The sequence below is a fragment of the Methanogenium cariaci JCM 10550 genome (assembly GCF_001315945.1).
Classification (GTDB): Archaea; Halobacteriota; Methanomicrobia; order Methanomicrobiales; family Methanomicrobiaceae; genus Methanogenium; species Methanogenium cariaci.
The window spans coordinates 24,172-45,411 of sequence record NZ_BBBG01000002.1; the positions used below are offsets into that span (position 1 = coordinate 24,172).

Annotated in this window: 29 protein-coding genes and 5 pseudogenes; 15 read left to right on the plus strand and 19 right to left on the minus strand. The window is 53.9% G+C overall.

From position 1 onward, the window contains the following. Nucleotides 1-66: 66 nt before the first annotated feature. From JCM10550_RS02340 to JCM10550_RS02360, 9 genes and pseudogenes are all read right to left on the minus strand, one after another. A pseudogene (locus tag JCM10550_RS02340) lies at nucleotides 67-669 on the minus strand (glycine betaine ABC transporter substrate-binding protein); the annotation flags it as partial. Between the two features lie 371 nt (nucleotides 670-1,040). After that, nucleotides 1,041-1,118, minus strand: a pseudogene (locus JCM10550_RS21510) (hypothetical protein); the annotation flags it as partial. 68 nt (nucleotides 1,119-1,186) lie between these two features. Continuing rightward, nucleotides 1,187-1,237, minus strand: a pseudogene (locus tag JCM10550_RS21515) (hypothetical protein); the annotation flags it as partial. Next, nucleotides 1,231-1,794 (minus strand): glycine betaine ABC transporter substrate-binding protein, encoded by a 564-nt coding sequence (locus JCM10550_RS21520; protein WP_245618636.1) that lies wholly within the window; start codon nucleotides 1,792-1,794, stop codon nucleotides 1,231-1,233. The gene JCM10550_RS21520 and the pseudogene JCM10550_RS21515, both read right to left, overlap by 7 nt. A 318-nt stretch (nucleotides 1,795-2,112) precedes the next feature. Beyond that, nucleotides 2,113-2,922, minus strand: a complete 810-nt coding sequence (locus JCM10550_RS02350) for a glycine betaine ABC transporter substrate-binding protein (protein ID WP_157199848.1) — start codon at nucleotides 2,920-2,922, stop codon at nucleotides 2,113-2,115. A 157-nt stretch (nucleotides 2,923-3,079) separates the two neighbouring features. Continuing rightward, nucleotides 3,080-3,766 (minus strand): proline/glycine betaine ABC transporter permease, encoded by a 687-nt coding sequence (locus JCM10550_RS02355; RefSeq protein WP_281175224.1) that lies wholly within the window; start codon nucleotides 3,764-3,766, stop codon nucleotides 3,080-3,082. A 32-nt stretch (nucleotides 3,767-3,798) separates the two neighbouring features. After that, nucleotides 3,799-3,948, minus strand: a complete 150-nt coding sequence (locus tag JCM10550_RS24205) for a hypothetical protein (RefSeq protein WP_281175225.1) — start codon at nucleotides 3,946-3,948, stop codon at nucleotides 3,799-3,801. Between the two features lie 64 nt (nucleotides 3,949-4,012). Further along, the gene (locus JCM10550_RS21525) at nucleotides 4,013-4,243 is read right to left on the minus strand and encodes a CBS domain-containing protein (protein WP_245618672.1); all 231 of its coding nucleotides are present in this window, start codon (nucleotides 4,241-4,243) and stop codon (nucleotides 4,013-4,015) included. Further along, on the minus strand, nucleotides 4,243-5,187 hold the full coding sequence (locus tag JCM10550_RS02360) for a glycine betaine/L-proline ABC transporter ATP-binding protein (protein WP_245618637.1): 945 nt from the start codon (nucleotides 5,185-5,187) through the stop codon (nucleotides 4,243-4,245). Before JCM10550_RS02360 ends, JCM10550_RS21525 begins: the two co-directional genes overlap by 1 nt. A 275-nt stretch (nucleotides 5,188-5,462) precedes the next feature. On the opposite strand from JCM10550_RS02360, the gene JCM10550_RS02365 reads away from it, so the two are divergent. The 5 genes from JCM10550_RS02365 (at nucleotide 5,463) to cgi121 (ending at nucleotide 8,964) form a co-directional block, all read left to right on the plus strand. Next, nucleotides 5,463-6,014, plus strand: a complete 552-nt coding sequence (locus tag JCM10550_RS02365) for a pre-rRNA-processing protein PNO1 (protein ID WP_062396996.1) — start codon at nucleotides 5,463-5,465, stop codon at nucleotides 6,012-6,014. Nucleotides 6,015-6,194: 180 nt separating this feature from the next. Next, a complete protein-coding gene (locus JCM10550_RS21530; RefSeq protein WP_245618638.1) occupies nucleotides 6,195-6,923 on the plus strand; it encodes a DEAD/DEAH box helicase in 729 nt (242 codons plus the stop codon). 145 nt (nucleotides 6,924-7,068) lie between these two features. Beyond that, nucleotides 7,069-7,782, plus strand: a complete 714-nt coding sequence (locus JCM10550_RS21535) for a helicase-related protein (RefSeq protein WP_062396683.1) — start codon at nucleotides 7,069-7,071, stop codon at nucleotides 7,780-7,782. Beyond that, entirely contained in the window at nucleotides 7,779-8,081 is a 303-nt protein-coding gene (locus tag JCM10550_RS21540) for a hypothetical protein (protein WP_245618639.1), read from the plus strand. Before JCM10550_RS21535 ends, JCM10550_RS21540 begins: the two co-directional genes overlap by 4 nt. Continuing rightward, the gene (cgi121, locus tag JCM10550_RS21545; RefSeq protein ID WP_245618640.1) at nucleotides 8,005-8,964 is read left to right on the plus strand and encodes a KEOPS complex subunit Cgi121; all 960 of its coding nucleotides are present in this window, start codon (nucleotides 8,005-8,007) and stop codon (nucleotides 8,962-8,964) included. Before JCM10550_RS21540 ends, cgi121 begins: the two co-directional genes overlap by 77 nt. Nucleotides 8,965-9,035: 71 nt before the next feature. Here cgi121 and JCM10550_RS02390 read toward each other — a convergent pair whose 3' ends face one another. After that, on the minus strand, nucleotides 9,036-9,302 hold the full coding sequence (locus JCM10550_RS02390) for a hypothetical protein (RefSeq protein WP_062396690.1): 267 nt from the start codon (nucleotides 9,300-9,302) through the stop codon (nucleotides 9,036-9,038). Between the two features lie 36 nt (nucleotides 9,303-9,338). Here JCM10550_RS02390 and JCM10550_RS17950 point away from each other — a divergent pair, with 36 nt between their 5' ends. From JCM10550_RS17950 to gpmA, 6 genes and pseudogenes are all read left to right on the plus strand, one after another. Then, a complete protein-coding gene (locus JCM10550_RS17950) occupies nucleotides 9,339-9,503 on the plus strand; it encodes a hypothetical protein (protein WP_157199849.1) in 165 nt (54 codons plus the stop codon). Nucleotides 9,504-9,564: 61 nt separating this feature from the next. After that, nucleotides 9,565-9,861 (plus strand): hypothetical protein, encoded by a 297-nt coding sequence (locus tag JCM10550_RS02395; protein ID WP_062396692.1) that lies wholly within the window; start codon nucleotides 9,565-9,567, stop codon nucleotides 9,859-9,861. Between the two features lie 326 nt (nucleotides 9,862-10,187). Beyond that, entirely contained in the window at nucleotides 10,188-10,934 is a 747-nt protein-coding gene (locus tag JCM10550_RS02400) for a hypothetical protein (RefSeq protein ID WP_062396694.1), read from the plus strand. 197 nt (nucleotides 10,935-11,131) lie between these two features. Continuing rightward, nucleotides 11,132-11,419, plus strand: coding sequence for an AEC family transporter (locus tag JCM10550_RS02405; protein WP_062396696.1), 288 nt, complete (start codon nucleotides 11,132-11,134; stop codon nucleotides 11,417-11,419). Nucleotides 11,420-11,437: 18 nt separating this feature from the next. Beyond that, entirely contained in the window at nucleotides 11,438-12,058 is a 621-nt protein-coding gene (locus JCM10550_RS02410) for an AEC family transporter (protein ID WP_062396698.1), read from the plus strand. Nucleotides 12,059-12,191: 133 nt separating this feature from the next. Further along, nucleotides 12,192-12,945: pseudogene (gpmA, locus tag JCM10550_RS02415) on the plus strand (2,3-diphosphoglycerate-dependent phosphoglycerate mutase). A 739-nt stretch (nucleotides 12,946-13,684) separates the two neighbouring features. Here gpmA and JCM10550_RS02420 read toward each other — a convergent pair. The 5 genes from JCM10550_RS02420 to JCM10550_RS02435 are packed head-to-tail and all read right to left on the minus strand — an operon-like array spanning nucleotide 13,685 to nucleotide 17,412. After that, nucleotides 13,685-14,929 (minus strand): PKD domain-containing protein, encoded by a 1,245-nt coding sequence (locus tag JCM10550_RS02420; protein WP_062396700.1) that lies wholly within the window; start codon nucleotides 14,927-14,929, stop codon nucleotides 13,685-13,687. Beyond that, a complete protein-coding gene (locus JCM10550_RS21550) occupies nucleotides 14,811-15,188 on the minus strand; it encodes a PKD domain-containing protein (protein WP_281175240.1) in 378 nt (125 codons plus the stop codon). The genes JCM10550_RS02420 and JCM10550_RS21550 overlap by 119 nt, the downstream gene beginning before the upstream one ends. Then, entirely contained in the window at nucleotides 15,070-15,837 is a 768-nt protein-coding gene (locus JCM10550_RS24210) for a PKD domain-containing protein (RefSeq protein ID WP_062396702.1), read from the minus strand. Before JCM10550_RS24210 ends, JCM10550_RS21550 begins: the two co-directional genes overlap by 119 nt. Continuing rightward, nucleotides 15,837-16,988 carry a YIP1 family protein gene (locus JCM10550_RS02430; RefSeq protein ID WP_062396704.1) on the minus strand — a complete coding sequence of 384 codons (1,152 nt, stop codon included), beginning with the start codon at nucleotides 16,986-16,988 and terminating at the stop codon, nucleotides 15,837-15,839. The genes JCM10550_RS24210 and JCM10550_RS02430 overlap by 1 nt, the downstream gene beginning before the upstream one ends. Nucleotides 16,989-17,031: 43 nt before the next feature. Further along, nucleotides 17,032-17,412 carry a hypothetical protein gene (locus JCM10550_RS02435; RefSeq protein WP_062396706.1) on the minus strand — a complete coding sequence of 127 codons (381 nt, stop codon included), beginning with the start codon at nucleotides 17,410-17,412 and terminating at the stop codon, nucleotides 17,032-17,034. Nucleotides 17,413-17,929: 517 nt separating this feature from the next. On the opposite strand from JCM10550_RS02435, the gene JCM10550_RS02445 reads away from it, so the two are divergent. Both JCM10550_RS02445 and JCM10550_RS16680 read left to right on the plus strand, forming a co-directional pair. After that, entirely contained in the window at nucleotides 17,930-18,379 is a 450-nt protein-coding gene (locus JCM10550_RS02445; protein WP_172673734.1) for a PEGA domain-containing protein, read from the plus strand. Then, the gene (locus JCM10550_RS16680; protein WP_172673735.1) at nucleotides 18,279-18,746 is read left to right on the plus strand and encodes a PEGA domain-containing protein; all 468 of its coding nucleotides are present in this window, start codon (nucleotides 18,279-18,281) and stop codon (nucleotides 18,744-18,746) included. The genes JCM10550_RS02445 and JCM10550_RS16680 overlap by 101 nt, the downstream gene beginning before the upstream one ends. 4 nt (nucleotides 18,747-18,750) lie before the next feature. Here JCM10550_RS16680 and JCM10550_RS21565 read toward each other — a convergent pair whose 3' ends face one another. From JCM10550_RS21565 to JCM10550_RS21575, 3 genes are all read right to left on the minus strand, one after another. Further along, nucleotides 18,751-19,140: a hypothetical protein gene (locus JCM10550_RS21565; protein ID WP_245618641.1), complete on the minus strand. Its 390-nt coding sequence runs from the start codon at nucleotides 19,138-19,140 to the stop codon at nucleotides 18,751-18,753. A gap of 441 nt (nucleotides 19,141-19,581) precedes the next feature. Beyond that, the gene (locus tag JCM10550_RS21570; protein WP_245618642.1) at nucleotides 19,582-19,734 is read right to left on the minus strand and encodes a hypothetical protein; all 153 of its coding nucleotides are present in this window, start codon (nucleotides 19,732-19,734) and stop codon (nucleotides 19,582-19,584) included. Nucleotides 19,735-19,807: 73 nt separating this feature from the next. After that, a complete protein-coding gene (locus tag JCM10550_RS21575) occupies nucleotides 19,808-20,038 on the minus strand; it encodes a hypothetical protein (protein ID WP_245618643.1) in 231 nt (76 codons plus the stop codon). Nucleotides 20,039-20,209: 171 nt separating this feature from the next. Between JCM10550_RS21575 and cbiM the strand changes: the two are divergent. After that, a pseudogene (gene cbiM / locus JCM10550_RS02465) lies at nucleotides 20,210-20,863 on the plus strand (cobalt transporter CbiM). Next, nucleotides 20,860-21,096 carry a PDGLE domain-containing protein gene (locus tag JCM10550_RS02470; protein ID WP_157199850.1) on the plus strand — a complete coding sequence of 79 codons (237 nt, stop codon included), beginning with the start codon at nucleotides 20,860-20,862 and terminating at the stop codon, nucleotides 21,094-21,096. The pseudogene cbiM and the gene JCM10550_RS02470 overlap by 4 nt, the downstream one beginning before the upstream one ends. Here JCM10550_RS02470 and JCM10550_RS21580 read toward each other — a convergent pair. Then, nucleotides 21,082-21,219: a hypothetical protein gene (locus JCM10550_RS21580; RefSeq protein ID WP_157199851.1), complete on the minus strand. Its 138-nt coding sequence runs from the start codon at nucleotides 21,217-21,219 to the stop codon at nucleotides 21,082-21,084. The two genes, JCM10550_RS02470 and JCM10550_RS21580, sit on opposite strands and share 15 nt — an antisense overlap. Nucleotides 21,220-21,240: the final 21 nt, after the last annotated feature.

Below are 21,240 nucleotides of genomic sequence, written 5' to 3' on the forward strand. Positions count from 1 at the left end.
TTCCGATATACTCCTCGCCGCCATAAACACCCTGGGGGGGTCTTCAAGGTATTTCAGATCGAAGCGGACAAACATCCAGTGGGGGGGCGTCCAGCCGGTGACAACAACCCAGTCACCATCTGCGTATGCATCACTGAGCTGTGCGGCCATGCCGGCACTTGATGACGCCACAAGTGTGTAGTCGAGACCATACTCTTCGATGGCATTTTCAGTTGCGGACATGATGCCTGCACCCGGTTCAATACCAGTGATCTTGCCATCGAACTTGTCTGCAACGCTGTTCATCTCATCTATCGAATCGATGGTCACATACGACGGTACTACAAGACCGATCTTTGCACCCTCAAGGTTCTTGCCGACCATCACAAGGTCATCGCCATACGTATCCCAGTAACTGGCATGAGTGAACGGCATCCATGACGCGATGCTCATATCAACCTGACCATCAGCGAGTCCCTGGTAGAGAGGACCAACGTCAACAGCTTTTAGTTCCACATCGTAGCCTGCCTGTTCATACGCAGTCTTCAATACATTGGTACTGGCGATCTCAGAATCCCAGAGAACGTAGCCGATAGAAACCTCTTTTGCAGTTTCTGCTCCGGAATCAGTGGTCTGAGAATCAGCTGCACTACTTGTGCAGCCGGCAACAAAAATGACACTGAATAACACTAACAAAACAAGAAAAAATCCTTTCGTTTTTGAACTTACCAAATAAACACATCCATTACGTCAGAAAGAAATCGTTCGGAAACGTTTGAAAACTGACGTAATTAAAAATTTGATTGAATCCTATATACTTATTTTTATATCTATTTCGCCTGAAAAATGATCCGATCCCTGTATATCACGGCCGGAAATGCGGGTGATAATTACAATGCCCCCCCGGGATACACCATTCACTGCAGATGCATCAGGCGGCTTAAAAAAAGGGATAGGGGGAATTACCCGTTGATCCAGTAGTTAACGGTCTCCGGATTTGCATCAACCCATGCCTGTGCGGCATCCTCTGCGGTTGCGCCCTCCTCAACTGCAAATATCACGGATTCCATGTCCTCGATCGTCCAGTGGAAACGCTCCAGAATGGCGTATGCCTCAGGATCATCTTCCTTAAAGCCCAGACGGGCAAGACTTTCGAGATGCTCCTCACCGCCGTAGATACCTTGGGGGGGTCTTCGAGGTACTTCAGGTCAAAGCGGACAAACATCCAGTGGGGGGGTGTCCAGGCGGTGATCACAATCCAGTCACCATCTGCGTATGCACCGGTGAGCTGACCTGCCATGGCAGAGCACGATGAGGTGAGAAGGTGTAGTCGAGACCATACTCCTCAATTGCCTTATCAGTAAGTCCCATGACGCCTGCACCCGGTTCGATGCCGGTGATCTTGCCATCAAACTTGTCTTTGACACTGTTCATCTCTTCTATCGAGTCAATGGTCACATACGACGGAACCACAAGACCAATCTTTGCTCCCTCAAGGTTCGTACCCACCTTATCAATCGAGTCACCGTAGGTATCCCAGTAGCTTGCATGTGAGGTAGGCATCCATGACGAGATCGTCATATCAACCTGACCATCAGCGAGCCCCCCCTGATACAGAGGACCAACGGCGACGACCTTGAGCTCGACATCGTAACCTTCCTGTTCAAGTACCGTCTTTAATACATTGGCACTTGCAATCTCCGTATCCCAGAGCATATAGCCGATGGACACCTCTTTTGTGGGTGCTGTTGTCGAAGGATCAGCTGCATTATTCGTGCAACCGGCAACCAGAATTGCACTGAGTAAAACTAACAAAACAAGTAAAATTTCTTTCGATTTTAAATTTAGCAAATATACACATCCATTAAGTCAAAAAATCGCCGGATAACGATCCTGAATTGACTTAGAAACTAGGATTGGAGTTCATATATGTATATGGTTCACCGCTGTTTCAGGTGTATAGGTATAACCGGAACTGAACCGGTATCTCACAGAAGACACTGTCCTGAACAACTCGGGATTTCACGATTTTATTTCATCCGCTTAGGAGCATAACAGATCAGAATCGGTAAGAGAATAATCAACACGTATATCCACACGGTTCAGCAAAGAGCCAAAAAAGATTTGGGGTAATTACCCGTTAATCCAGTAGGTAACGGTGTCCGGGTTTGCATCCACCCATGCCTGGGCAGCATCCTCTGCGGTTGCGCCCTCCTCAATTGCAAGCATCACCGATTCCATGTCCTTGGGTTCCCAGTGGAAGCGCTCAAGAATGGCGTAGGCTTCAGGGTTGTCTTCCTTAAATCCTGTGCGGGCAAGGCTTCCGATATACTCCTCGCCGCCGTACACACCCTTGGGGTCACTGAGGTACTTCAGGTCGAAACGGACAAACATCCAGTGGGGGGGCGTCCAGCCGGTGACAACGATCCAGTCGCCGTCCTTGTATGCATCACTAAGCTGTGCGGCCATGCCGGCACTCGACGACGGTACAAGGGTATAGTCCAGACCGTAATCCTCAATGGCAGTCTCGGTCGTGGACATAATGCCTGCACCCGGTTCAATGCCCATGATCTTGCCATTGAACTTGTCTGCAACACCGTTCATCTCGTCTATCGAGTCAATGGTCACATACGAAGGAACCACCAGACCAATTTTTGCTCCCTCAAGGTTCTTACCAACCAACACGATATCGTCACCGTAGGTATCCCAGTAGTTTGCCTGCGTGGCGGGCAGCCATGCAGAGACACTCATATCAACCTGACCATCGGCCAGTGCCTGGTAGAGAGGGCCTGCATCTACCGCCTTGATCTCCACATCATAGCCTGCCTGTTCGTAGATTTTCTTTACCACATTGGTACTGGCAATCTCAGAGTCCCAGAGCACATAGCCGATGGAGATCTCCTTTGCAGCTCCGGCCCCCGGTTCCCGGAGAATCGGATTCATCCGTGCAGCCGGCAACAAAAATGACACCGAATAACACGCACAGAACAAGTAACAGATTTTTCATATTCCTATTAATCATATAACCACGTCCGTTGTTTCAGAAAGCAACCGTCGGAAGACGGATGAAATCTGATGCATCATTAAATTTGTTTGCTGATCATATAAATATATTTATTATATTTATACTTATTTTTTCTGGCCAGAACGAATCACATTCTGGGTAACACGATCGAGAATGATCGCAATGATAACAATACAGAGACCCGCCTCGAATCCGCCACCGATATCGACCCGCTGGATACCCGTCAGGACATTCAGTCCGAGACCCGCAGCCCCCGATCATCGCCGCGATGACGGTCATCGAGAGAGCAAGCATGATACACTGGTTTACACCGGCCATGATCGTCGGCAGTGCCACCGGCAGCTGGACCTTGACAAGCTTCTGCCACTCGGTCGCTCCGAAGGCCTCGCTCACCTCAATGAGCTCGACCGGGACTTGCCGGATACCCAGATTGGTGAGCCGGATTGCAGGTGGCATCGCAAAGATGATCGTTGCAATCATCCCCGGTACGTTTCCGAGACCAAAGAAAATTACCGCCGGAATCAGGTAGACAAAGGACGGCATCGTCTGCATCAGGTCAAGGGCGGGTCGAAGCGCCGCATTGACCAATGCGGATCGTGAGGCCAGAATTCCCAGAGGAATCGCAATTGCAAGCGTCACAAAGGTAGAGGTAAGGACGAGGGCAAGTGTCAGGATAGTCTCGGACCAGAGATCCAGCAGATAGATGAAGAGCAACCCGAAGAGGGTTAAAAGCCCGATTTTGAGATTTTTGCGGGTGAGCACCCACGCAAGGACAGCAAAAATGACGATGAGAATCAGGGAGGTACAGCTGCCATCCCGTCCTGAAAGCCACTGACCAGCATATCCATGACCGAAGTGATCCAGTCCAGCAGCCAGCCAAAGGTCACATCAATCCACTCAACGATCACCTCAGCCGCCTCGCCGACCGGGAGAATACCAGACATTATACCTCAACCTCCAGCCGGGCAAGACCCGCAAGCAGTGATCCCCCCCGGACAATGAATCCCTTTATTCTTCCTCATCGTCAAGAACCGCCACCGGGTAGGCAGTCTCCGCCATAATCGGCATCAGTTCCTGTGCCGGGGTGTCCAGCCTGACCGTGGGACTGTCAGTCACCATCACATCCCGGAGAGGTATTTCACGTTTCTTGGCTTCAACGGCACCTTCCACGGTCACAAGGCCCCGGAACACACGGTCCTTTCCCGCAACGAATAGACTGGATATACCATACTCCTCCATCAGGCGCAATGCATTTCTCGGCCCAGAATCCGGGGGGGCAACAGCGGTTCGGGACGCTTCATCACATCCTTTGAGACAAGCACACGGGAGAGGTTGACGTCTTCAACAAACCGTTCCACATAATCACAGCTGGGGGGGTTCTGGAGAAGATCCTCTGCGGTTCCGATCTGGGCGATGACCCCCCCGTCCTTCATGAGCGCAATCCGATCCCCCCCGAGCTTGAGGGCCTCATCCAGATCATGACTGACAAAGATGATCGTCTTGTTCAGCCGTGCCTGGAGTTCAATGAGTTCATCCTGCATATCACGGCGGATCATGGGGGGGTCAAGTGCGCTGAACGCCTCATCCATCAGAAGGATATCCGCATCGCTTGCAAGAGCCCGGGCAAGACCGACCCGCTGTTGCATACCGCCGGAGAGACCGGAGGGATAACTCTCCTCATACCCGGAAAGCCCGACAAGGTCTATTGCCTCCCTTGCCTTCTGTTCACGTTCTTCGAGTGAGATACCCTGTATTTCAAGGCCAAAGGCTACGTTCTCCAAGATCTTCCGGTGGGGGGGCAGGAGAGCAAAACCCTGGAAGATCATGCCGATCTTCGTGCGCCGCACCTGTCTGAGCTCGTCCTCATTCATCGCAACGATATTTACCCCGTCTATCTCAACAGCCCCGCTGGTTGGTTCGATAAGCCGGTTGATGCACCGCAAAAGGGTTGACTTTCCGCAGCCGGAAAGACCCATGAGAACGAACAGTTCACCCTCATATACATCAAAAGAGAGTGACCGGAGCGCAACATTCTGTTGTGTCTCCTCAAAAATCTCCTGCTTTTTCTTCCCCTGCTCAACAAGGCGAAGAGCCTCATCAGGACGTTTACCAAAAATTTTCGTAAGCTCCCTGACACTGACTTTGATATTTTTATCTATTTCTTCTTCCTGGGTTTCTTCCATGAAATGGCAACTCCGGGAGATTCGGGTAATTGCCTAAGCAATTCCGAATTACATAAACCTTTTTGTAATACAGTCACTTGAAGGGTTAGGTCATCGCACAGGGGGGGCGCCTAATGTGTCAAAACAATATATGCATTTGGGTAAATTCTGGATCGGGTACAGCAATCATTTCCCCCCCGACACACACAAGACGCGCAGATTCCCCCCCTCCGCTAACCATTATCCCCCCCTTCCACACCCCCCCATTACTGTATACCACGGGAGAAATACCCATCATGACCACCACTGAGATAAAAATCACCACCAACCGTATCCCGGTTCTCATCGGGAAAGGCGGCAAAACCAAACGCGATATTGAAAAAAAGACCGCCACCAAACTCACCATCGACTCCGATGACGGCCTTGTCGGAATCGAAGGGGGGGAGGATGCCATCGCGGTCCTGCGGACAACAGAGATGGTGCGTGCCATCAACCGGGGGGGATTCTCACCCGAACGGGCTGCCACCATCTTCGAGGATGAGGATATGATGCTTGACATCCTGGACCTCTCCAGCGTCTGCAACACGCCAAAGCAGATGGAACGTCTCCGGGGGGGCAGGATCATCGGCAAGGAAGGACGGGCACGGGAACAGATCGAGGATATGAGCGGTGCCATCCTCTCAGTCCAGGGCAAAACCGTCGCCATCATCGGCATGATCGACCAGGTGAGGAATGCCCGAACCGCCGTTGAGATGCTCGTGGAAGGTCTCCCGCATGCGACAGTCTTCTCTTTCCTGGATCGCAAGAAGAAAGAGGCCAAGTTCGACATGCTCGACTATTATTACTGACCAAAATCCCCATCTCCCATATTTTGAAAACGGCCCATCCTGTAAAGAACATATGAATCCCTGAGAGCTCCCGGATAAAATGGATGATTTCCACTGGAATATATATGCTTGTTTTCCGCCCGTTTACCGTAAATAAAGGAATAGGATCTTTATTACACAGGAAAAGAAGGGGGGGTGACCGTGCACTTTTCTGAATTACCCCCCCTGCCTGAAACGTTTGTTCGACATTATAAAGAGAGAGGTATCGAATCCCTCTACCCGCCCCCCCAGGATGAGTGCATTGTAGCAGGCCTGCTGGATGGGACGGATCTGCTGATTGCCATCCCCCCCACCGCATCCGGCAAAACCCTGATTGCCGAGATGGCGATGCATGCGGCCATCGCACGGGGCGGCATGTGCCTCTACATCGTGCCTCTGAAGGCACTTGCGACCGAAAAGGCCCGCGAGTTTGCAAACAAGGGTGTGGCAATCGGTGTCGCCACCGGGGACTACGACCAGAAGGAGAAACGTCTCGGTGCAAACGACATCATCATCGCCACATCAGAGAAGGTGGATTCCCTCCTGAGAAACGGTGCTCCCTGGCTCTCTCAGGTCACCTGCCTCGTGGTCGACGAGGTGCACCTCATCGATGACGAAACCCGTGGCCCCCCCACCCTTGAGATGGTGATCACCAAACTGCGGCATGCCTCCCCCCCCGACATGCAGGTTATCGGCCTCTCTGCCACCATCGGCAACCCAAAGCAACTCGCCGGGTGGCTGGGTGCCGATCTCATCACCTCCGACTGGCGTCCGGTAGACCTCAGGGAAGGCATCTGCTACCACAATACCATCTACTTTGACGATGAGGACAAGGTTATTCCCGCCCCCCCGCAAAGACGGAGGACATCAATCTCCTCCTTGACTGCGTAGCGGACGGGGGGGCCAGTGCCTTGTCTTCGTCTCATCCCGGCGCAATGCAGAAGGCTATGCAAAACGGGCGGCGACAGCCCTCAAATGTGAAGATGCAGCACTAACCGGTATTGCAGAGAAACTGGAAGCCGCCGCAGAGACTGATATGGGCCGGGTGCTTGCCGCCTGTGTGAGAAAGGGTGCGGCATTCCACCATGCCGGTATGAACCGGATACAGCGAACGCTCGTCGAAGAGGGCTTCAGGAACGGGTATATCAAATCCATCTCCTCAACTCCCACGCTTGCAGCGGGCCTGAACCTCCCCCCCGCCCGCCGGGTGATCATCCGTGACTACCTCCGTTACTCCGGCGGAGAGGGGATGCGACCCATCCCAGTGCGGGAATACCGGCAGATGGCAGGAAGAGCCGGACGACCGCATCTGGATCCCTACGGCGAGGCCATTCTCATTGCAAAGGCCGAGTACGCGGTAAACAATCTCCACGAGGAATATGTGGAGGCACCTGACGAGGATGTCCGGTCACGCTGCGGGGAACCGGGTGTCCTCACCGCACACATCCTCTCACTCGTCGCAACCGGGTATGCCCGGTCCCGCGATGAGCTGATGACATTTCTGGAGAAGACCCTCTACGCATACCAGCACACCGGCAAAAAAGCACTCAACCGCACGCTGGATGATGCCCTCGCATTCCTCATCAATGCAGAGATGCTGACCGATCTCTCCGGCATGCTGCATGCCACCGAATACGGAGATCTGACAAGCAGGCTCTATATCGACCCGCGTTCAGCCGAAATCATCACAACCGCCTCCGGGAAGAAGGAGAACTCACCGATCTTGCCCTGTTGCAGCTGCTCTGCATGACACCCGATATGTTTACGCTCTACGTCAAAAATAACGACGTCGGTGTGCTTGAAAAGTTCTTTTATGAACATGAGGAAGAGTTCAGAACCGAGTTCACCTATGATGATATGGAGGAATTCTTCCGCAGCCTCAAGACCGCGATGCTCCTCTCGGATTGGACGGACGAACTGGGTGACGATACCATATGCACCCGCTACGGAATCGGGCCGGGCGACATCTACAATGCGGTTCAGGGAATCGGCTGGCTGCTGCACGCCTCCGGGAGACTGGCTCGCCTTGTTGCCCCCCGAACAGCGTGACATGGTGGAGGAGACCACTCTCCGGGTACGCCACGGGATCAGGCATGAACTAATCCCTCTCGTGCGGGTCAAAGGCATCGGGCGCGTACGGGCACGACGGCTTTTTACCAACGGTATCACCGGCCCGGAAGCACTTGCCGCAGCAGACCCCGCCGTTGTCGGCCGCATCGTGGGCGGCAAGACCGCAGAGAGTATCATCCGGGCAGCCAAAGCGGTGAGACGGGGGGGAAAGGGCCAGAGGGATATCATATCCGAACGAATGGTTGCACGGGACAGTCCCCGCCCTTCAGAAGACCGGCACGACAAAACACCAGCAGGAAACATGAAAGAAGAGAACAATACAGGAACGAATGAGGATTCCGGTGCACAACGCACGCTTTTCTCATTCGGGGGGGGAAGACCGGTGAATAACATATCCAGCCCCGTCATACCCCCCTACCAGCTCATATACGCCGATGCAGAGATCATCGACATCCCCGCATTTCTCGCGGCCGTGCATACCGCAGCCGAAAATCTCGGTGCACATACCCACATCATCTGTATCAATGCAGACAGGGTCGCCGGACGCCTGCACATAACGACGGCACTTGCCCACGCCTGTCGGACCTGGTTTACGGATAAGAACCCCATCGCCCGGTCCTTTGAGATGGAGCTCCTCCTCTGGGTGGCGGCAAGCCGCCAGACAAGTGTCGCCTCCCGGTTTGGAGCGCAAGAAGGGACAATGCCCCCTCTGGGTTGTGGTGGTGGCAGCAGAGAAGAGTGCAACAGCAGAGATCTCCCGTCTGCCCGGACTGACACTGCATCCCACCCCCCCACCGGTGACAGCAGAGGAGATGGGTGCAGAGAAGCAGGCACACCTGATGCAGGATTTCTCGATCAGTGAACCAGAACTTTTGACCGTCGGTCTGAAACGACTCCCCCCCGAACTTGTCGCCGAACGGGTCGCCCTCTCTGTCATGCACCGTTAGGTGCACGAACGGAATTATTTTTTACCCGGCACTCCATACCACCATTATCAATGGATCTCTCCCGTCTCTGCTCAGTGGCCGTGCGGGCCGTCTCCATCGAAAGCATATCTCCTGTATCCATCGAAGGAACCGTAACGGTCGCCGTCACCTCCCGTGCACCAGCCCGGCTGACCCTTTCCGAGGTCAGGTTTGATATCCTCCCCGACAGCACGCCTGAACGGTCCATCATCCACGGCTGGGCCGAGAACGTCATTCTGGGCGCTATTCCACCACCGAGGTGCCGGTGCCGGTGTCCATCACCTCAGTAGAGGCCGTCCGCTTCCTCACCCGTGCCCTGACCCGTGACATGGACGCCCGTGTCCGGGGGGGTACAGCAAAGATAGACGCCTATCTCTCCGAGATCATTATTCCGTTTGATGAGGTGATCACGCTCCCGTCCCTCCTGACACGGTGACCTCCCCCGTGAAACAACACATGCCATTATTACCGACAAATGAGAATATCTCCCAGATAGTATGGCAGGAACACGAGGACACTTTGAGAAAGGCGTATGGGTGGAAGAACCGATACCGGACGAAAACGCAGAAAAGACAACAGAACCTGATATCAATATCGAAGAGACACTGAATGCGGCCCGTACATCAGTCTCCCGGGCAGTGACCGATGTAAAGGTCCTTGGAAAGATTCTCTTCGGTACCAAAAACGGGCGCGACCATCTGGAGAAAGAAGCGGCAAAGGCCGGAGAGAAGATGGAAAAGGCAATCAACGAGGCCGTTGAAGACGCACGAAAAAGACTCAAAAAGACGGAATAATTCACCTATTTTTATCGGTTCGGTTCATCCATCGTTCACGTAAACAGGATACGGCCGAGCATTTCCCGGATACTTATCCCTGACCAAAAAGATACCGATCATCATACATTCCGGTGCATTCCCGGATGTCTGTTATCCTTCAGCAGATCGGGACAGCAGCAGGACCGACCGAACCGTCGGGAACATCGCAATTGTATCCCCCCGCCCCCGGCCAGAACTAACACCCAAGGTTATTATAGAGAGGAGTAGTATTGGGAGAATAACACGGGACCGGAAGGTAACGTACGGCCCGATGGAGGCGAATTATATTGACAAAACGATATATAATGATAGTCCTGATCATCTCTCTCATTGCAATGTGCATGGTGATGCCCGCAGTGGCAGTCGAACTGGAAGAGACGTATCTGGGAAAAGTAACGAAGGCAGATCAGGCGACAGGCGCACTTGATGTGAAGATCTCCGCAAAGTGGGACGGAAAGCAGTTTGCACCGGTTGACCCGATGACCGTCTCCGGCACCTCGACATTTGATCTGCTCTTTGACAACATCAAACAGAGTGATGAAGTGGTCGGCACCCTGATGGGCGGCGAAAAGTGGATCGCAGTCGGCCTTGTCGGGTCAAAACAGTCCACCCAGAAACAGTTGCTCTGGATGGCCGGCGATCCGAACGCCATGGTATCACCATTTGTCGGCAACTACCGGGTATTGTATAACGCAACACCGGATTGTGATTCATGTAAAGGATCCGTCTGCTATGCCCGGTCGGTGGATGTGACGGTTACCACTATCGGCTACAACTCAAACGGCAAGGAGTACACGGTGGCAGAGGTCGGAACACAGACGATGCGGCCGGCGGACAGATGGAATACAGAAAAGAAAGATAACCAGCAATATCTGGAGATCCTCTTCATCAAAGGAGAAGCCCCCCCTGCATCTGCCTGCCCGGAGAGTGAGATGATCGTAGGCCCGCAGGCGGTCTCTGAATTCTTCATCAAGTCGGTGAATGTTGCATCCGTTGTGCCCACCACAACCCCGGCACCGGCAGTGACCACTCCCCCCCGACCGTGGAAGTGACCACTGCCGTGCCTGCAACACTGCCTGCAACAGCAGCCACACCGGCACCGACCCCCCCACGCCGACCCCCGGATTGATGATAGCAGCGATGCTCGGCTGTGTTGCAGCACTGGTAGTTATCCGCCGGTAACTTCTCTTTTTTTCTGCCTGCTCCGTAAAAGGTATTTTTTCCGGTTCCCCCCCATTGTACCTGACATATGAGTCTCATGGTGATTGCAGAGAGTATTATCATCCTCTTTCTGCTGATGGGTGTCGGCTATCTTTGCAGGCGCAGCGGCGTCATCAACCAGGAGGGAACCCGCGGTCTCTCCTCGTTTGTCGTGAACGTGAGCCTTCCGGCCCTGATTGTAATGGCGATGCAGGTGCCCATCACCCCCCCCGAACTGGTGGCCAATGCGGGGGGGGATACTGCTCGGACTGGTTGTATTTTATGGAGTCTCCTTTGCACTCGCCTTTACGGTGCCCCGGTTCGTTGCAGACTCTGATCTGGAGGAGGGGGGGTAATGCGGTTTATGCTGGTCTTCTCAAACCTCGGGTTCATGGGTATTCCGGTAGCAGGAGCGGTATTCGGGCCCGAGTCCATCTTCTATGTCTCCATATTCAATCTCACGTTCAGCATCCTGCTCTTCTCGGTGGGCGTTTTGATGCTCAGGCCTGATATGGGCAAGTACCTTGACCCGAAACTCTTCCTAAACACCGGCCTCATTGCATCGGTGGCAGGCCTCATTCTCTTCGTCCTGCAGGTTCATATCCCGTCACCGTTTGCCGATGTCTTCACCCTGCTCGGCAGTACCACCACCCCCCCGCTTGCGATGGTCGTTGTAGGAGCGCTCCTCGCCACCCTGCCCATAGAAGGGATCTTCACGGACAAAAAGATCTGGGCCATCACCCTGCTGCGTCTCTGTGTCATCCCCATTGCAGTCTTTCTCGTACTCCGGCCCTTTGTGGAAGGACCGTTCCTGTTGGGCGTTCCGGTGCTTCTTGCAGCAATGCCGGTTGCAGCCAATGCGGTGATGCTGGCCGAAGAGTACCATGTGGACTCCACCCTTGCATCGAAAGGGGTTTTTCTCACGACCATCCTTTCGCTGGTAACGCTCCCGCTCATCACTCTTTTGATCACTTGAAGGCGGGGGGGGAGGTAAGGGTGCCCCCCCGTTCTTTCGCTGCCTGACCGGTAAGAAAGGGCTGCAGGGAACGGGCAGGATGGCAAGCTATTTTTTTTGTCCCGCCGAGAGGTATGCAGGAGACTTCTGATACATGTACAGACTGGTATTACTACGCCATGGAGAGAGTGAATGGAACCGGGAGAACCGGTTTACCGGGTGGACCGATGTCGACCTCTCGGAAAAAGGGCTGAAAGAGGCCCATGCGGCAGGGGGCGCTGCTTCGCCGTGAGGGGTTCACCTTCGATGTCGCCTACACCTCGGTGCTGAAGCGGGCCATCCGGACCCTCTGGATTACGCTTGATGAACTGGACCGGATGTGGATTCCCGTGCACCGTTCCTGGCGCCTGAACGAACGCCACTACGGTGCCCTGCAGGGATTGAACAAGGCAGAGACCGCGGCAGAATTCGGTGACGAACAGGTATTCATCTGGCGGAGAAGCTACACCATTCCGCCCGAACCCCCCCTCGCAACGGATGACAAGCGTTCACCTGCAAACGATCCACGATATGCCACTCTTTCACCTGATGAACTCCCTCTCACCGAGTGCCTGAAGGATACGGTCGCCCGCTTCCTTCCCGTCTGGAACGAGGAGATCGCTCCGGCCATCAAATCCGGAAATAATGTCCTCATCGCCGCCCACGGCAACAGTCTTCGGGCGCTCATAAAAAATCTTGAAGGTATCTCCGATGAGGATATATCACAGCTCAATATCCCGACCGGCATGCCGCTGGTCTATGAACTTGATGAAGACCTGAAGCCCATCCAATCATACTACCTCGGCGACGAGGATGCAGTCAATGCGGCAATGCAGGCCGTTGCAAACCAGGGCAAGGCCCAAAAATAATTCCTTTTTTGGCAGAGAGAGAAAGAGATCCACACCCGGTCTGCCATGTGGATCGTTCTGTTTATCCGGTATCATTTTTGAAGAGTCGGGTAGCAGATATCAGGTATGCCGGTATCCATCTCCTCCATTTCCCAACGCAGAAAATCAAAACGGATGGGCGAAGGGGGGGTACAAAAACAGAGAAGAGGCAGTATTCCTGTTTCTGATATCCGGACGGTTCGTTTTCACTTTTACACACGTTTTATTTGCTTTATTTCCGGGTAGAAATTTTAAATATTACTCATTATGGCCTTGATTTGTCTATTACTGTGTGCGTGTACGATTCATCGTTTCATTTTCACTCGCGCCGGGTTCACAGAGACACAGATCCGCCTCACCGCAATGATCAGACATGCTGTGTGTTCTCCCAGCGGCATGAAAACTTCCCTTGTTACCTGTACACTTCTCTATGTACTGTACTTCTTTAGAAGAATACGTACCAATACAGGCTTTTTCCGGAGCCTCTTTGTTTTCACTTTGCGGGTAAAAACCGGGTGAAAGAGTGAAAACATCAGGAACAAAAAATATGGTGCAGAGACCGTCTCACCACGAGCGCTGCGGGAACCAGACAAACGGGATGCGGTATAATCTAACCCATGTTGCAACGATGAGAACCTAGCCCCGATGGCTGTCCGTTCGTTCTCCGTGGCATTTATTCCGGCAATATTTTTCAGAGCTGAAAAAAGAGATATGCTCAGTTCTAACTGTCTTTCACTGCGATAATGAGGAAATCAGGTTCATCGTGTATGCCCAGAAAGCCGAAGATAATTTTGATATATTCGTTATAAAGACCGGCCATCTTCCGGTATTCCCCCCCGTCAATAAACCCGGCATCCGAGGCGGCAGGCGTCGGAGTGGCCGTGGGAACCGGGGGGGTCTGTGCCACTGTTGCGGTTGCCTGCGGACTGACGGTAATTCTCGCCGTGTATTCATCTGTTTTGCTGCCGTCTCTCACCTCAAGAGAGGCCGTGTAGGTTCCGGGTGAGGAGTAGACGACATTGGACGGGGGGGATTTCCCGGTATAGGTCTGGCCATTGCCAAAGTCCCAGTACCAGGAGTCGATGTCAGCGCCGGTGGAACTGTCCACAAACCGCACCGTAAGTGGTGCAGTACCGCTTGAAGGGTAGGCATTGAATCGGGAAGTGAGCCGGACCGTGCCGACGGTGACAGTCTTTTGAATGTAATCTTTGCCACCGCCGCTGTTCCAGACCGTGAGTTCCACAATGTAGCTGCCGGAATTCTCGTAGGTATGCGTTGGATTTTCAAGGGTACTTTCCTTGTTACTGGAGGAGGCCATCCTGTCACCAAAGTACCACTTCCACTGATCGATATGATCCCCCCCCTTCGATATGTCAGAGAAGGTGATGACCTGTCCCGCGACCGGGCTTGTCGGTGACCAGGTGAAGTCGGCGTCCGGGTTATCGCCGGTGAAAACGGTGGTGCCTTCCCCCCCGACGGTGATCTCTTTGGTGACCGTGGCAGAGTACCCACCGGCCTTTTTGATGGTGAGTTTCACGTCATACTTTCCGTCTCTGGTGTACTTGTGAGATGGATTCCGATCTTCCGAACCGGTATTGTCTCCAAAATCCCATTCCCAGTCATCGGGATATCCATCAGACTGGTCGGTAAAGTAGACATATTCATCCGCGTCAGGATTTGTCGGGGAAAATTTGAAATTCGCATCCAGAGGATTGTCAACCTGAACCGTAATCTCCTGAGTATACACCGCGGACGTGCCGGCGGTATTTGAAACCGTCAGCTTGACAGTATATGTGTCGGCGGATCGGTAGGAATGAGTCGGATTCTGTAATGTGCTGGACTGCCCGTCACCAAACAGCCAGTACCAGTCGGTCGGGCTGCCACTCGACTGGTCCGTAAACGTGACCAGACTCCCCCGGTGTGGGGGGGTTGTACGGACTGAAAGAGAACGAAGCGACCGGCACACTCGAAGCCGCTGTGGTAACCGTAACCGACTTGGTAACAGGTGAGGACGTCCCCGCAGCATTCGTAACGGTCAGACTGACCGTTTTGGTACCAGCAGTGGTGTAGGCATGGGATGGATTCTGACCGGTGCCGGACTGTCCATCACCAAAATTCCAGTTCCATGATGTGATGGCGCCACTCGTTGATGCACCCGTGAAGGAGACAACCTGTCCTACAGCAGGGCTGGTGGGGGGAGAAACTAAAGGAGGCCACCGGGGGATTTTCCGCCGCCGTAACCGTAATAGATCGGGTAACGGGTGAAGACGTTCCGGCAGCATTCGTAACAGTCAGGCTGACAGTATATGTGCCCTCGTATGTATAGACATGGGACGGATTCTGCAACGTGTTGCCCTGTCCGTCACCAAAACTCCAGCTCCATGAAGTGATCGCATCACCTGTCGATGCATCGGTGAAGGAGACGGCCTGACCAACACCCGGACTCGTGGGCGAGAAGCTGAAGGAGGCTACCGGAGGATTTGCCACAGCGTTAACCGTAACTGACTGGGGGGGACTGGAAGTAGCTGTCCCGGCAGTATTCGATGCCGTGAGAGACACACTGTAGGTCCCTGCATTCGCATAGGTGTGCGTTGGGTTCTGACTGGCTGAGGAGCTGCCATCACCAAAGTTCCATGCCCAGTTGGTAATGTTGGACCAGGTGGACGACCCGGAAAAAGAGACAGGCTCATTCGCATCCGGACTGGACGGTGAAAACGTGAAGGATACCGTCAGAGGGGTATCCGCACTCACCGCCGGGACCGCACAGGCACAGATGACAAGCACTGCCACAAGTGTAATCAGAAGGCCGGATTGTATGCCATCCGGAAGATTCAGTATTCTTTGGGAAAGGGGGGGAAGGGTTGATTTTTTCATCACTGGGAACCTCCTGCTGAGAGGAATATTGAGAATATTGCAATAAAGAGAATGACCGGTACTGCAACCGCAACCGCTGCAAACCGGTTCTCCACACCATCCGCGGCGACAAGCCCTTTGTACTGCAAAAAGAGCATCCAAAGTGCGGCGAGAGGTGCACCAAAGAAGGGGGGGATAAGCCCCCCCACGGTGCCAAAGGGTGTCGCCGCATACGCACAGGTCCGGAAGGTTTCGGTCACATCATCGCTCTGGCCGACAATGCGCAGCAGGATGTGCATGACAACAGACCAGAGGAGAATTGCCACAATACCGAGAATAACGATTTTGGGGGGGATAAGAAGGATCGTACCCACCAGATCTGCGCCCAGTGCCGCCATCTGCGGATACTCCGTTGCATCAAGAGAGCCTGCAAAGAGATGGAGTACAATGGACGTGACCGCCGCAAAGATGGCAAGGACTGACGCGAGATAGACAAGTGCCTGTTCGAAAGTGTCGTTCCTTGTATACCGGAAGGCATCGTCCGGTGCAGCGAGAAAGCCGATATACTTCTCAACGAACGGGACTTCGGAGAGACCCATCTCCTGACTGCGGAACCGGAACGAGGCTTTTCGCCGCGCTCCGGGCTGCCGCTGGCGTTTTTCCGGTTTTTGCCGGGTCCTTCTTTTTGTTACCGTGCGTTCATCCGCTGCTGCGGTATCTAAGGAGAGATCCCGGATGCTGCCGGTGGTTTCCGTCGTTGAGGAACCGCCGGTGACCGGCGTGCCGCAGTTCGGGCAGAACCGGGATGCACCCGAGAGCGGAGCACCACAACTGGTGCAGAACTTTGCCCCCCCACCGGATATCTGTGTAGCGGCAGGTGCTCTGGCCGAAGCAGGAGAGGAGGGGGGGCGGGCCCGGGTTTGCGCAGGCGCAGACGGTCGTGCCGCCGTCGGACGGATGGTATCCGTGAGCGCTGCCGCCCACTCATCGCGTTCCTGTGCTCTACCACCGGAGTACCATTCCGAGAAGACCAGCACCATGGTCCGCTCATTACCACCTGCGGACCGTACACGGAGGTGCAGGGAGGGATCACCCCCCCCGCTGATTCCTTTGGGATGATACCGATAATATCCGCCCGCCGCACGGTAAGCGGGGCGCCTTCGGGTTCTCATTGCGAACGAGAGTAACGGTCTCCGGTGTCACGGAGCAGTGAACTCATGCCCTTTCACAATGATATGTTCCGCTTTCAGCCCGGAGGCTGGTGCAGAAGAATTCTTTGGGACTACCAATGGGACAGACGGTGCGGATGCTGCACTCTCTGTCGGGCCGGAAGATGGGGGGAGCACCTTCATCTGCCACATCAACCTTTGGAGCGGTCTGGGGAACAGAGATTGATGGCGCCGGTGCGGATACCGGGATATCCGTGGAACCGGCAGAGGAAAGAGCACCTTCATCTGCCGCAGTTGCTGCGGTCGGTGCAGGAGCCGCGGGCGGCGGTGCCGCCACTTCCTCCAGCATGCCAGCCACCAGTTCTGCCACCCGATCCCGTTCATCAGCCGCCTTAAATCCGCCGCCACCGTCAAATGCAAGAACCATTACCCGTTCATTCCCTCCGGATATGACGGTAAGAAAGAGAGCCAGGTCCCCCCCTCCGCTGTCTCACCGCGCGAGAACTCCCGCACATTCGTGAACAGAATATCCACCGGATGTGCATCCGGATAATCGGGTTGTGTGAGTATGAGACGCTTTTGTGTGAGGAAGAGATCAAAAGAATGGGACTTGACCCTGACAGCAGGTGAGGTTGTCACCAGTTTTTCGTCATCGCTGAGGTCAGGATATATCGTATAATCACCTAAACAATGTATTTCCTGAGATTAAAATATAGTATCGTCTTCATGCATGCCGGATATCACATGCAAGGAGGCACCATTCTCTGCCAGTCAGCTATATTACGGCATCCACTGAATATCACGTATGACAGGTCGCGCACACCGGCATATCTGTGCCGGCATCCTGGTCCTCATTGCAGGCACCCTCCTCCTCTGCCCCCCCGCTGCAGCGGGAATGGCACAGTACCGCATCCACTCCAATGTTGACTATGCACAGGTATATTTTGACAACGTCTATAAAGGCCAGATATCCGGGGGGAGTTCTGACAGTCAGTATCTCCACCACCGACACCCGCTACAGCACAGTAGAGGTTCGAAAGGCCGGATATTACACCACCCCACAGAGTCTACCGTATATATCAGACGGATCTTCCACCGATCTCTACTTTACCCTAAACGAGGAAAGCAGCAAAACCACCGCTACGCTTGCGGTGCAGACCTCACCCTCAGGCGCCTCGGTGTATATCAACGGCATCTATCAGGGAATCTCCCCCCCCGTGACCGTCACCGGCATCCGTCCGGGCACGCATACCGTGATTGCCGAGATGCCGGGTTCTGAGAGTACAACCGAGATTGTCACCATCACCGGGAGTGAATACCGGACCGTCACCCTCAACCTGGGCGGCACCGGCACAATCACGTTCATCTCTGACCCCCTCGGGTGCATTTATTGAACTCGACCGCACGATCATCGGCACAACACCCTACACCACAACCGATGTAACACCCGGTGAACACCAGATTGTCATCATGAAAAACGGGTATTATAACTGGCGCGAGACGATTGACATGACCGGTGGCAACACCCGCTCTATCTATGCCACCCTCAGATCCGCGACACAAAATAATGCCATCCGCATCAGTTCAGTCCCGGCCGGTGCTGCGATATACCTCAACGACATCTACCAGGGAAAGACGATAAAGAATGGATATTTCCCCCCCTCACCGATCTCCGAACAGGACAGCACACCCTCCTTCTCAGACTCAGAGGATACGACGATTACCAGGAGAGAGTCTCCCTCTCGGAAGGAAAGACGCTGACGGTCTATGCCACCCTGAAAGGAGGACCGGACAGCACCACACCTACTCCCTCCCCCCCATCCGCAAGGACCGGGAAACTCGCAGTGAGCACCAGCCCGCCGGGTGCGGAGATCCGTATCGACGGAAGTATATTTGATCGTATGACACCGGTGACCATCACCGGCATTCCCGCAGGCACCCACACGATACGTCTGCAGCTTGCCGGATATGCTCCTGCTGAGGCGACGGTGACAGTCACCGCCGGTAAGACCGCCACACTCTCCCTGCCGCTCGCACCGGGAGAAGCGGCACACTCCGTGCCCACCGAGAGCCCGGCCCCCCCCTTCTCTTTCCGGTAGCAGGACTGTTGGCTCTGTTCTTTGCCCGGTGCCAGCACATGCGGTGATCCAGCCAAATTAAGGAACAGATCCCAACAACAATCCACTTTTCAGACAATACGATTTAACTCTAAGCAGAAATGAACTGATATCAAAAACCGGGAGAAGTAGGTAAATGGATCTAACCCCATACGGACAGAAAGGAGGTTAACCGGAACTGTCCGCGGATCTGTTATGTCAGATACCCGGACTGACAGGAACACATTTCATGGAAAGTAAAGAGAGACAACAATACTACCTGTGCCACTGACAACAGGCGCCACCATGGGTCTGCCTTAGAGTGTTTCCCACCAGACAATTCTTCCCAATACAAGACAGTAATTTGCGTGCAGACTATATGCTACTTGTCAATAATCAAAAAAGAACAACAAAAACCCTGTTTTCAATAATCAATCAGAAAAAAACATATAATGGATCATCACGGACAACAGCCAGAACAAGGGATCCCCCCCCTGCACTCAAGAGAAAAATCCGAGATGCACAAGGATTTTCTGAACAGCATCCACACCGCCGTCGAGATAAGCAGCTCCACAGACCGCTTCCATGCACTCCGCCAGCACCCGGCCGGAACGCCAGATCTCCTGTCCGTACTCCCCCCCTTCCCCCCCCACGTCACATATTGGTGCAGACCAAAAGACTCGGCCAGGCGGCGAAGCACCGTCATATTAACCATATTCATCTTGGTTAACGAGAGTTCCCCCCCTTGCTCTCCATTCCGCCAGCGATGAGATGCTCCAGCACCACCACATCGATGGCTGCATCCCCCCCGAGTGTAGCAAGGCCGTCCATCGCATTACCATCACCCTGACCATCCTCTTTTGCAGCCGCAAGCCGGGTCAGGGCACGGACTAAAAGAGCACGGTCACAAAACCGGTAGCCAAGTGCTGTCTCCAGTTCATTGTACAGCGAATTCATGAATGTTTTAGTATATCCGGAGTAGTCAGATAATACCATCTTTTTCATTCTACAGCATCCAATTTTTACACATATGGGCAAAAATAGTATGAATTCGTAGTAAAAATAAAAAATTAGAATGATTTAGTAATACATATAAACAAAAACGTAATATTTTTCAAGTGGATTATCATGCATATACCTGATGCTTTTCTACCACTCTGGCAAAGTTCCATCTACTGGATTGTGGCACTTGTCTTTATTGCCCTGGCACTCAAATGGGCAAAACATGAATTGTCTGAGGATAAAATCCCGCTTGTGGCGGTGCTCGCGGCAGGAATCTTTGCCATCCAGGCATTTAACCTGCCGGTAGCCATGGGCACGTCCGGCCATCTCGTCGGCGGCGCACTTGCAGCATCGTGCTCGGCTCACCGTATGCGGCCGTCTTCATCCTGACGCTGGTTCTCATAATACAGGGGGGGATCATCTTCGGGGGACGGCGGCATCACGACCATGGGTGTCAACATCCTTAATATGGGTGTCATCGGTGGATTTGTCGGCTTCTACGGATACCAGACCCTGATCAAAGCCAACCTGAACCGCTATGCATCCGCTGGCGTTGCGGCATGGTTGGCCTGTTTCATCGCATCTCTGGCCGCAGCTGTTGAGATGGCCATCGCAGGCACGTTCTCGCTTGTGCCGGGCCTCATCGCGATGGGCACCTATCATGCGGCGATCGGTATCATTGAAGGTATCATCACTGCTGCTGCCATCTACTTCATCGCAATTGCACGCCCCCCCGATATGATAACAGAGAGTAGCCCCCCCTCGGAGGCTGTAGCATGAGTATCTCCAATACCCATTTTCTCATCGGCGGTCTGGTGATCGCGATTCTCATCGGCGGTCTTGCGGTCTTCCTCGCATCCGGCGACCCGGACGGCCTGGAATCCACCGCTCTCTATGTCCAGGGTGAGAAGACTCTCACCGGTGCATCCCCCGAAGACGGCGACCCGGAAGCAGTCGGTGTCAGCGATGCCTTCGCATACGAAGCCCCCACTGCCGGACTACTCCACCGGTGAGGAAGGAGGAAAGGCAGGAGAAATCTTTGCGGTCTTTGCAGGCATCGCCATTGTCTTCGCACTGGCATTCGTCGCCACCCGTGTTGTCGCGAAAAAGAACTGAATATCCCGTACCAGGCACACATACCCACCAATTACCCGTCC

Coding starts and splice junctions, on each gene's coding strand:
- JCM10550_RS02350 (WP_157199848.1), bottom strand. CDS start 2,922: ATGAATCCGATTCTCCGGGAACCGGGGGCCGGAGCTGCAAAGGAGATC.
- JCM10550_RS24205 (WP_281175225.1), bottom strand. CDS start 3,948: ATGTCTGGTATTCTCCCGGTCGGCGAGGCGGCTGAGGTGATCGTTGAG.
- JCM10550_RS21525 (WP_245618672.1), bottom strand. CDS start 4,243: ATGGAGGAGTATGGTATATCCAGTCTATTCGTTGCGGGAAAGGACCGT.
- JCM10550_RS02360 (WP_245618637.1), bottom strand. CDS start 5,187: ATGGAAGAAACCCAGGAAGAAGAAATAGATAAAAATATCAAAGTCAGT.
- JCM10550_RS02365 (WP_062396996.1), top strand. CDS start 5,463: ATGACCACCACTGAGATAAAAATCACCACCAACCGTATCCCGGTTCTC.
- JCM10550_RS21535 (WP_062396683.1), top strand. CDS start 7,069: ATGGGCCGGGTGCTTGCCGCCTGTGTGAGAAAGGGTGCGGCATTCCAC.
- JCM10550_RS21540 (WP_245618639.1), top strand. CDS start 7,779: ATGACACCCGATATGTTTACGCTCTACGTCAAAAATAACGACGTCGGT.
- cgi121 (WP_245618640.1), top strand. CDS start 8,005: ATGCGGTTCAGGGAATCGGCTGGCTGCTGCACGCCTCCGGGAGACTGG.
- JCM10550_RS02390 (WP_062396690.1), bottom strand. CDS start 9,302: ATGACGTTCTCGGCCCAGCCGTGGATGATGGACCGTTCAGGCGTGCTG.
- JCM10550_RS02395 (WP_062396692.1), top strand. CDS start 9,565: ATGGCAGGAACACGAGGACACTTTGAGAAAGGCGTATGGGTGGAAGAA.
- JCM10550_RS02400 (WP_062396694.1), top strand. CDS start 10,188: ATGATAGTCCTGATCATCTCTCTCATTGCAATGTGCATGGTGATGCCC.
- JCM10550_RS02405 (WP_062396696.1), top strand. CDS start 11,132: ATGAGTCTCATGGTGATTGCAGAGAGTATTATCATCCTCTTTCTGCTG.
- JCM10550_RS02410 (WP_062396698.1), top strand. CDS start 11,438: ATGCGGTTTATGCTGGTCTTCTCAAACCTCGGGTTCATGGGTATTCCG.
- JCM10550_RS24210 (WP_062396702.1), bottom strand. CDS start 15,837: ATGAAAAAATCAACCCTTCCCCCCCTTTCCCAAAGAATACTGAATCTT.
- JCM10550_RS02430 (WP_062396704.1), bottom strand. CDS start 16,988: ATGAGAACCCGAAGGCGCCCCGCTTACCGTGCGGCGGGCGGATATTAT.
- JCM10550_RS02435 (WP_062396706.1), bottom strand. CDS start 17,412: ATGGTTCTTGCATTTGACGGTGGCGGCGGATTTAAGGCGGCTGATGAA.
- JCM10550_RS21575 (WP_245618643.1), bottom strand. CDS start 20,038: ATGAATTCGCTGTACAATGAACTGGAGACAGCACTTGGCTACCGGTTT.
- JCM10550_RS02470 (WP_157199850.1), top strand. CDS start 20,860: ATGAGTATCTCCAATACCCATTTTCTCATCGGCGGTCTGGTGATCGCG.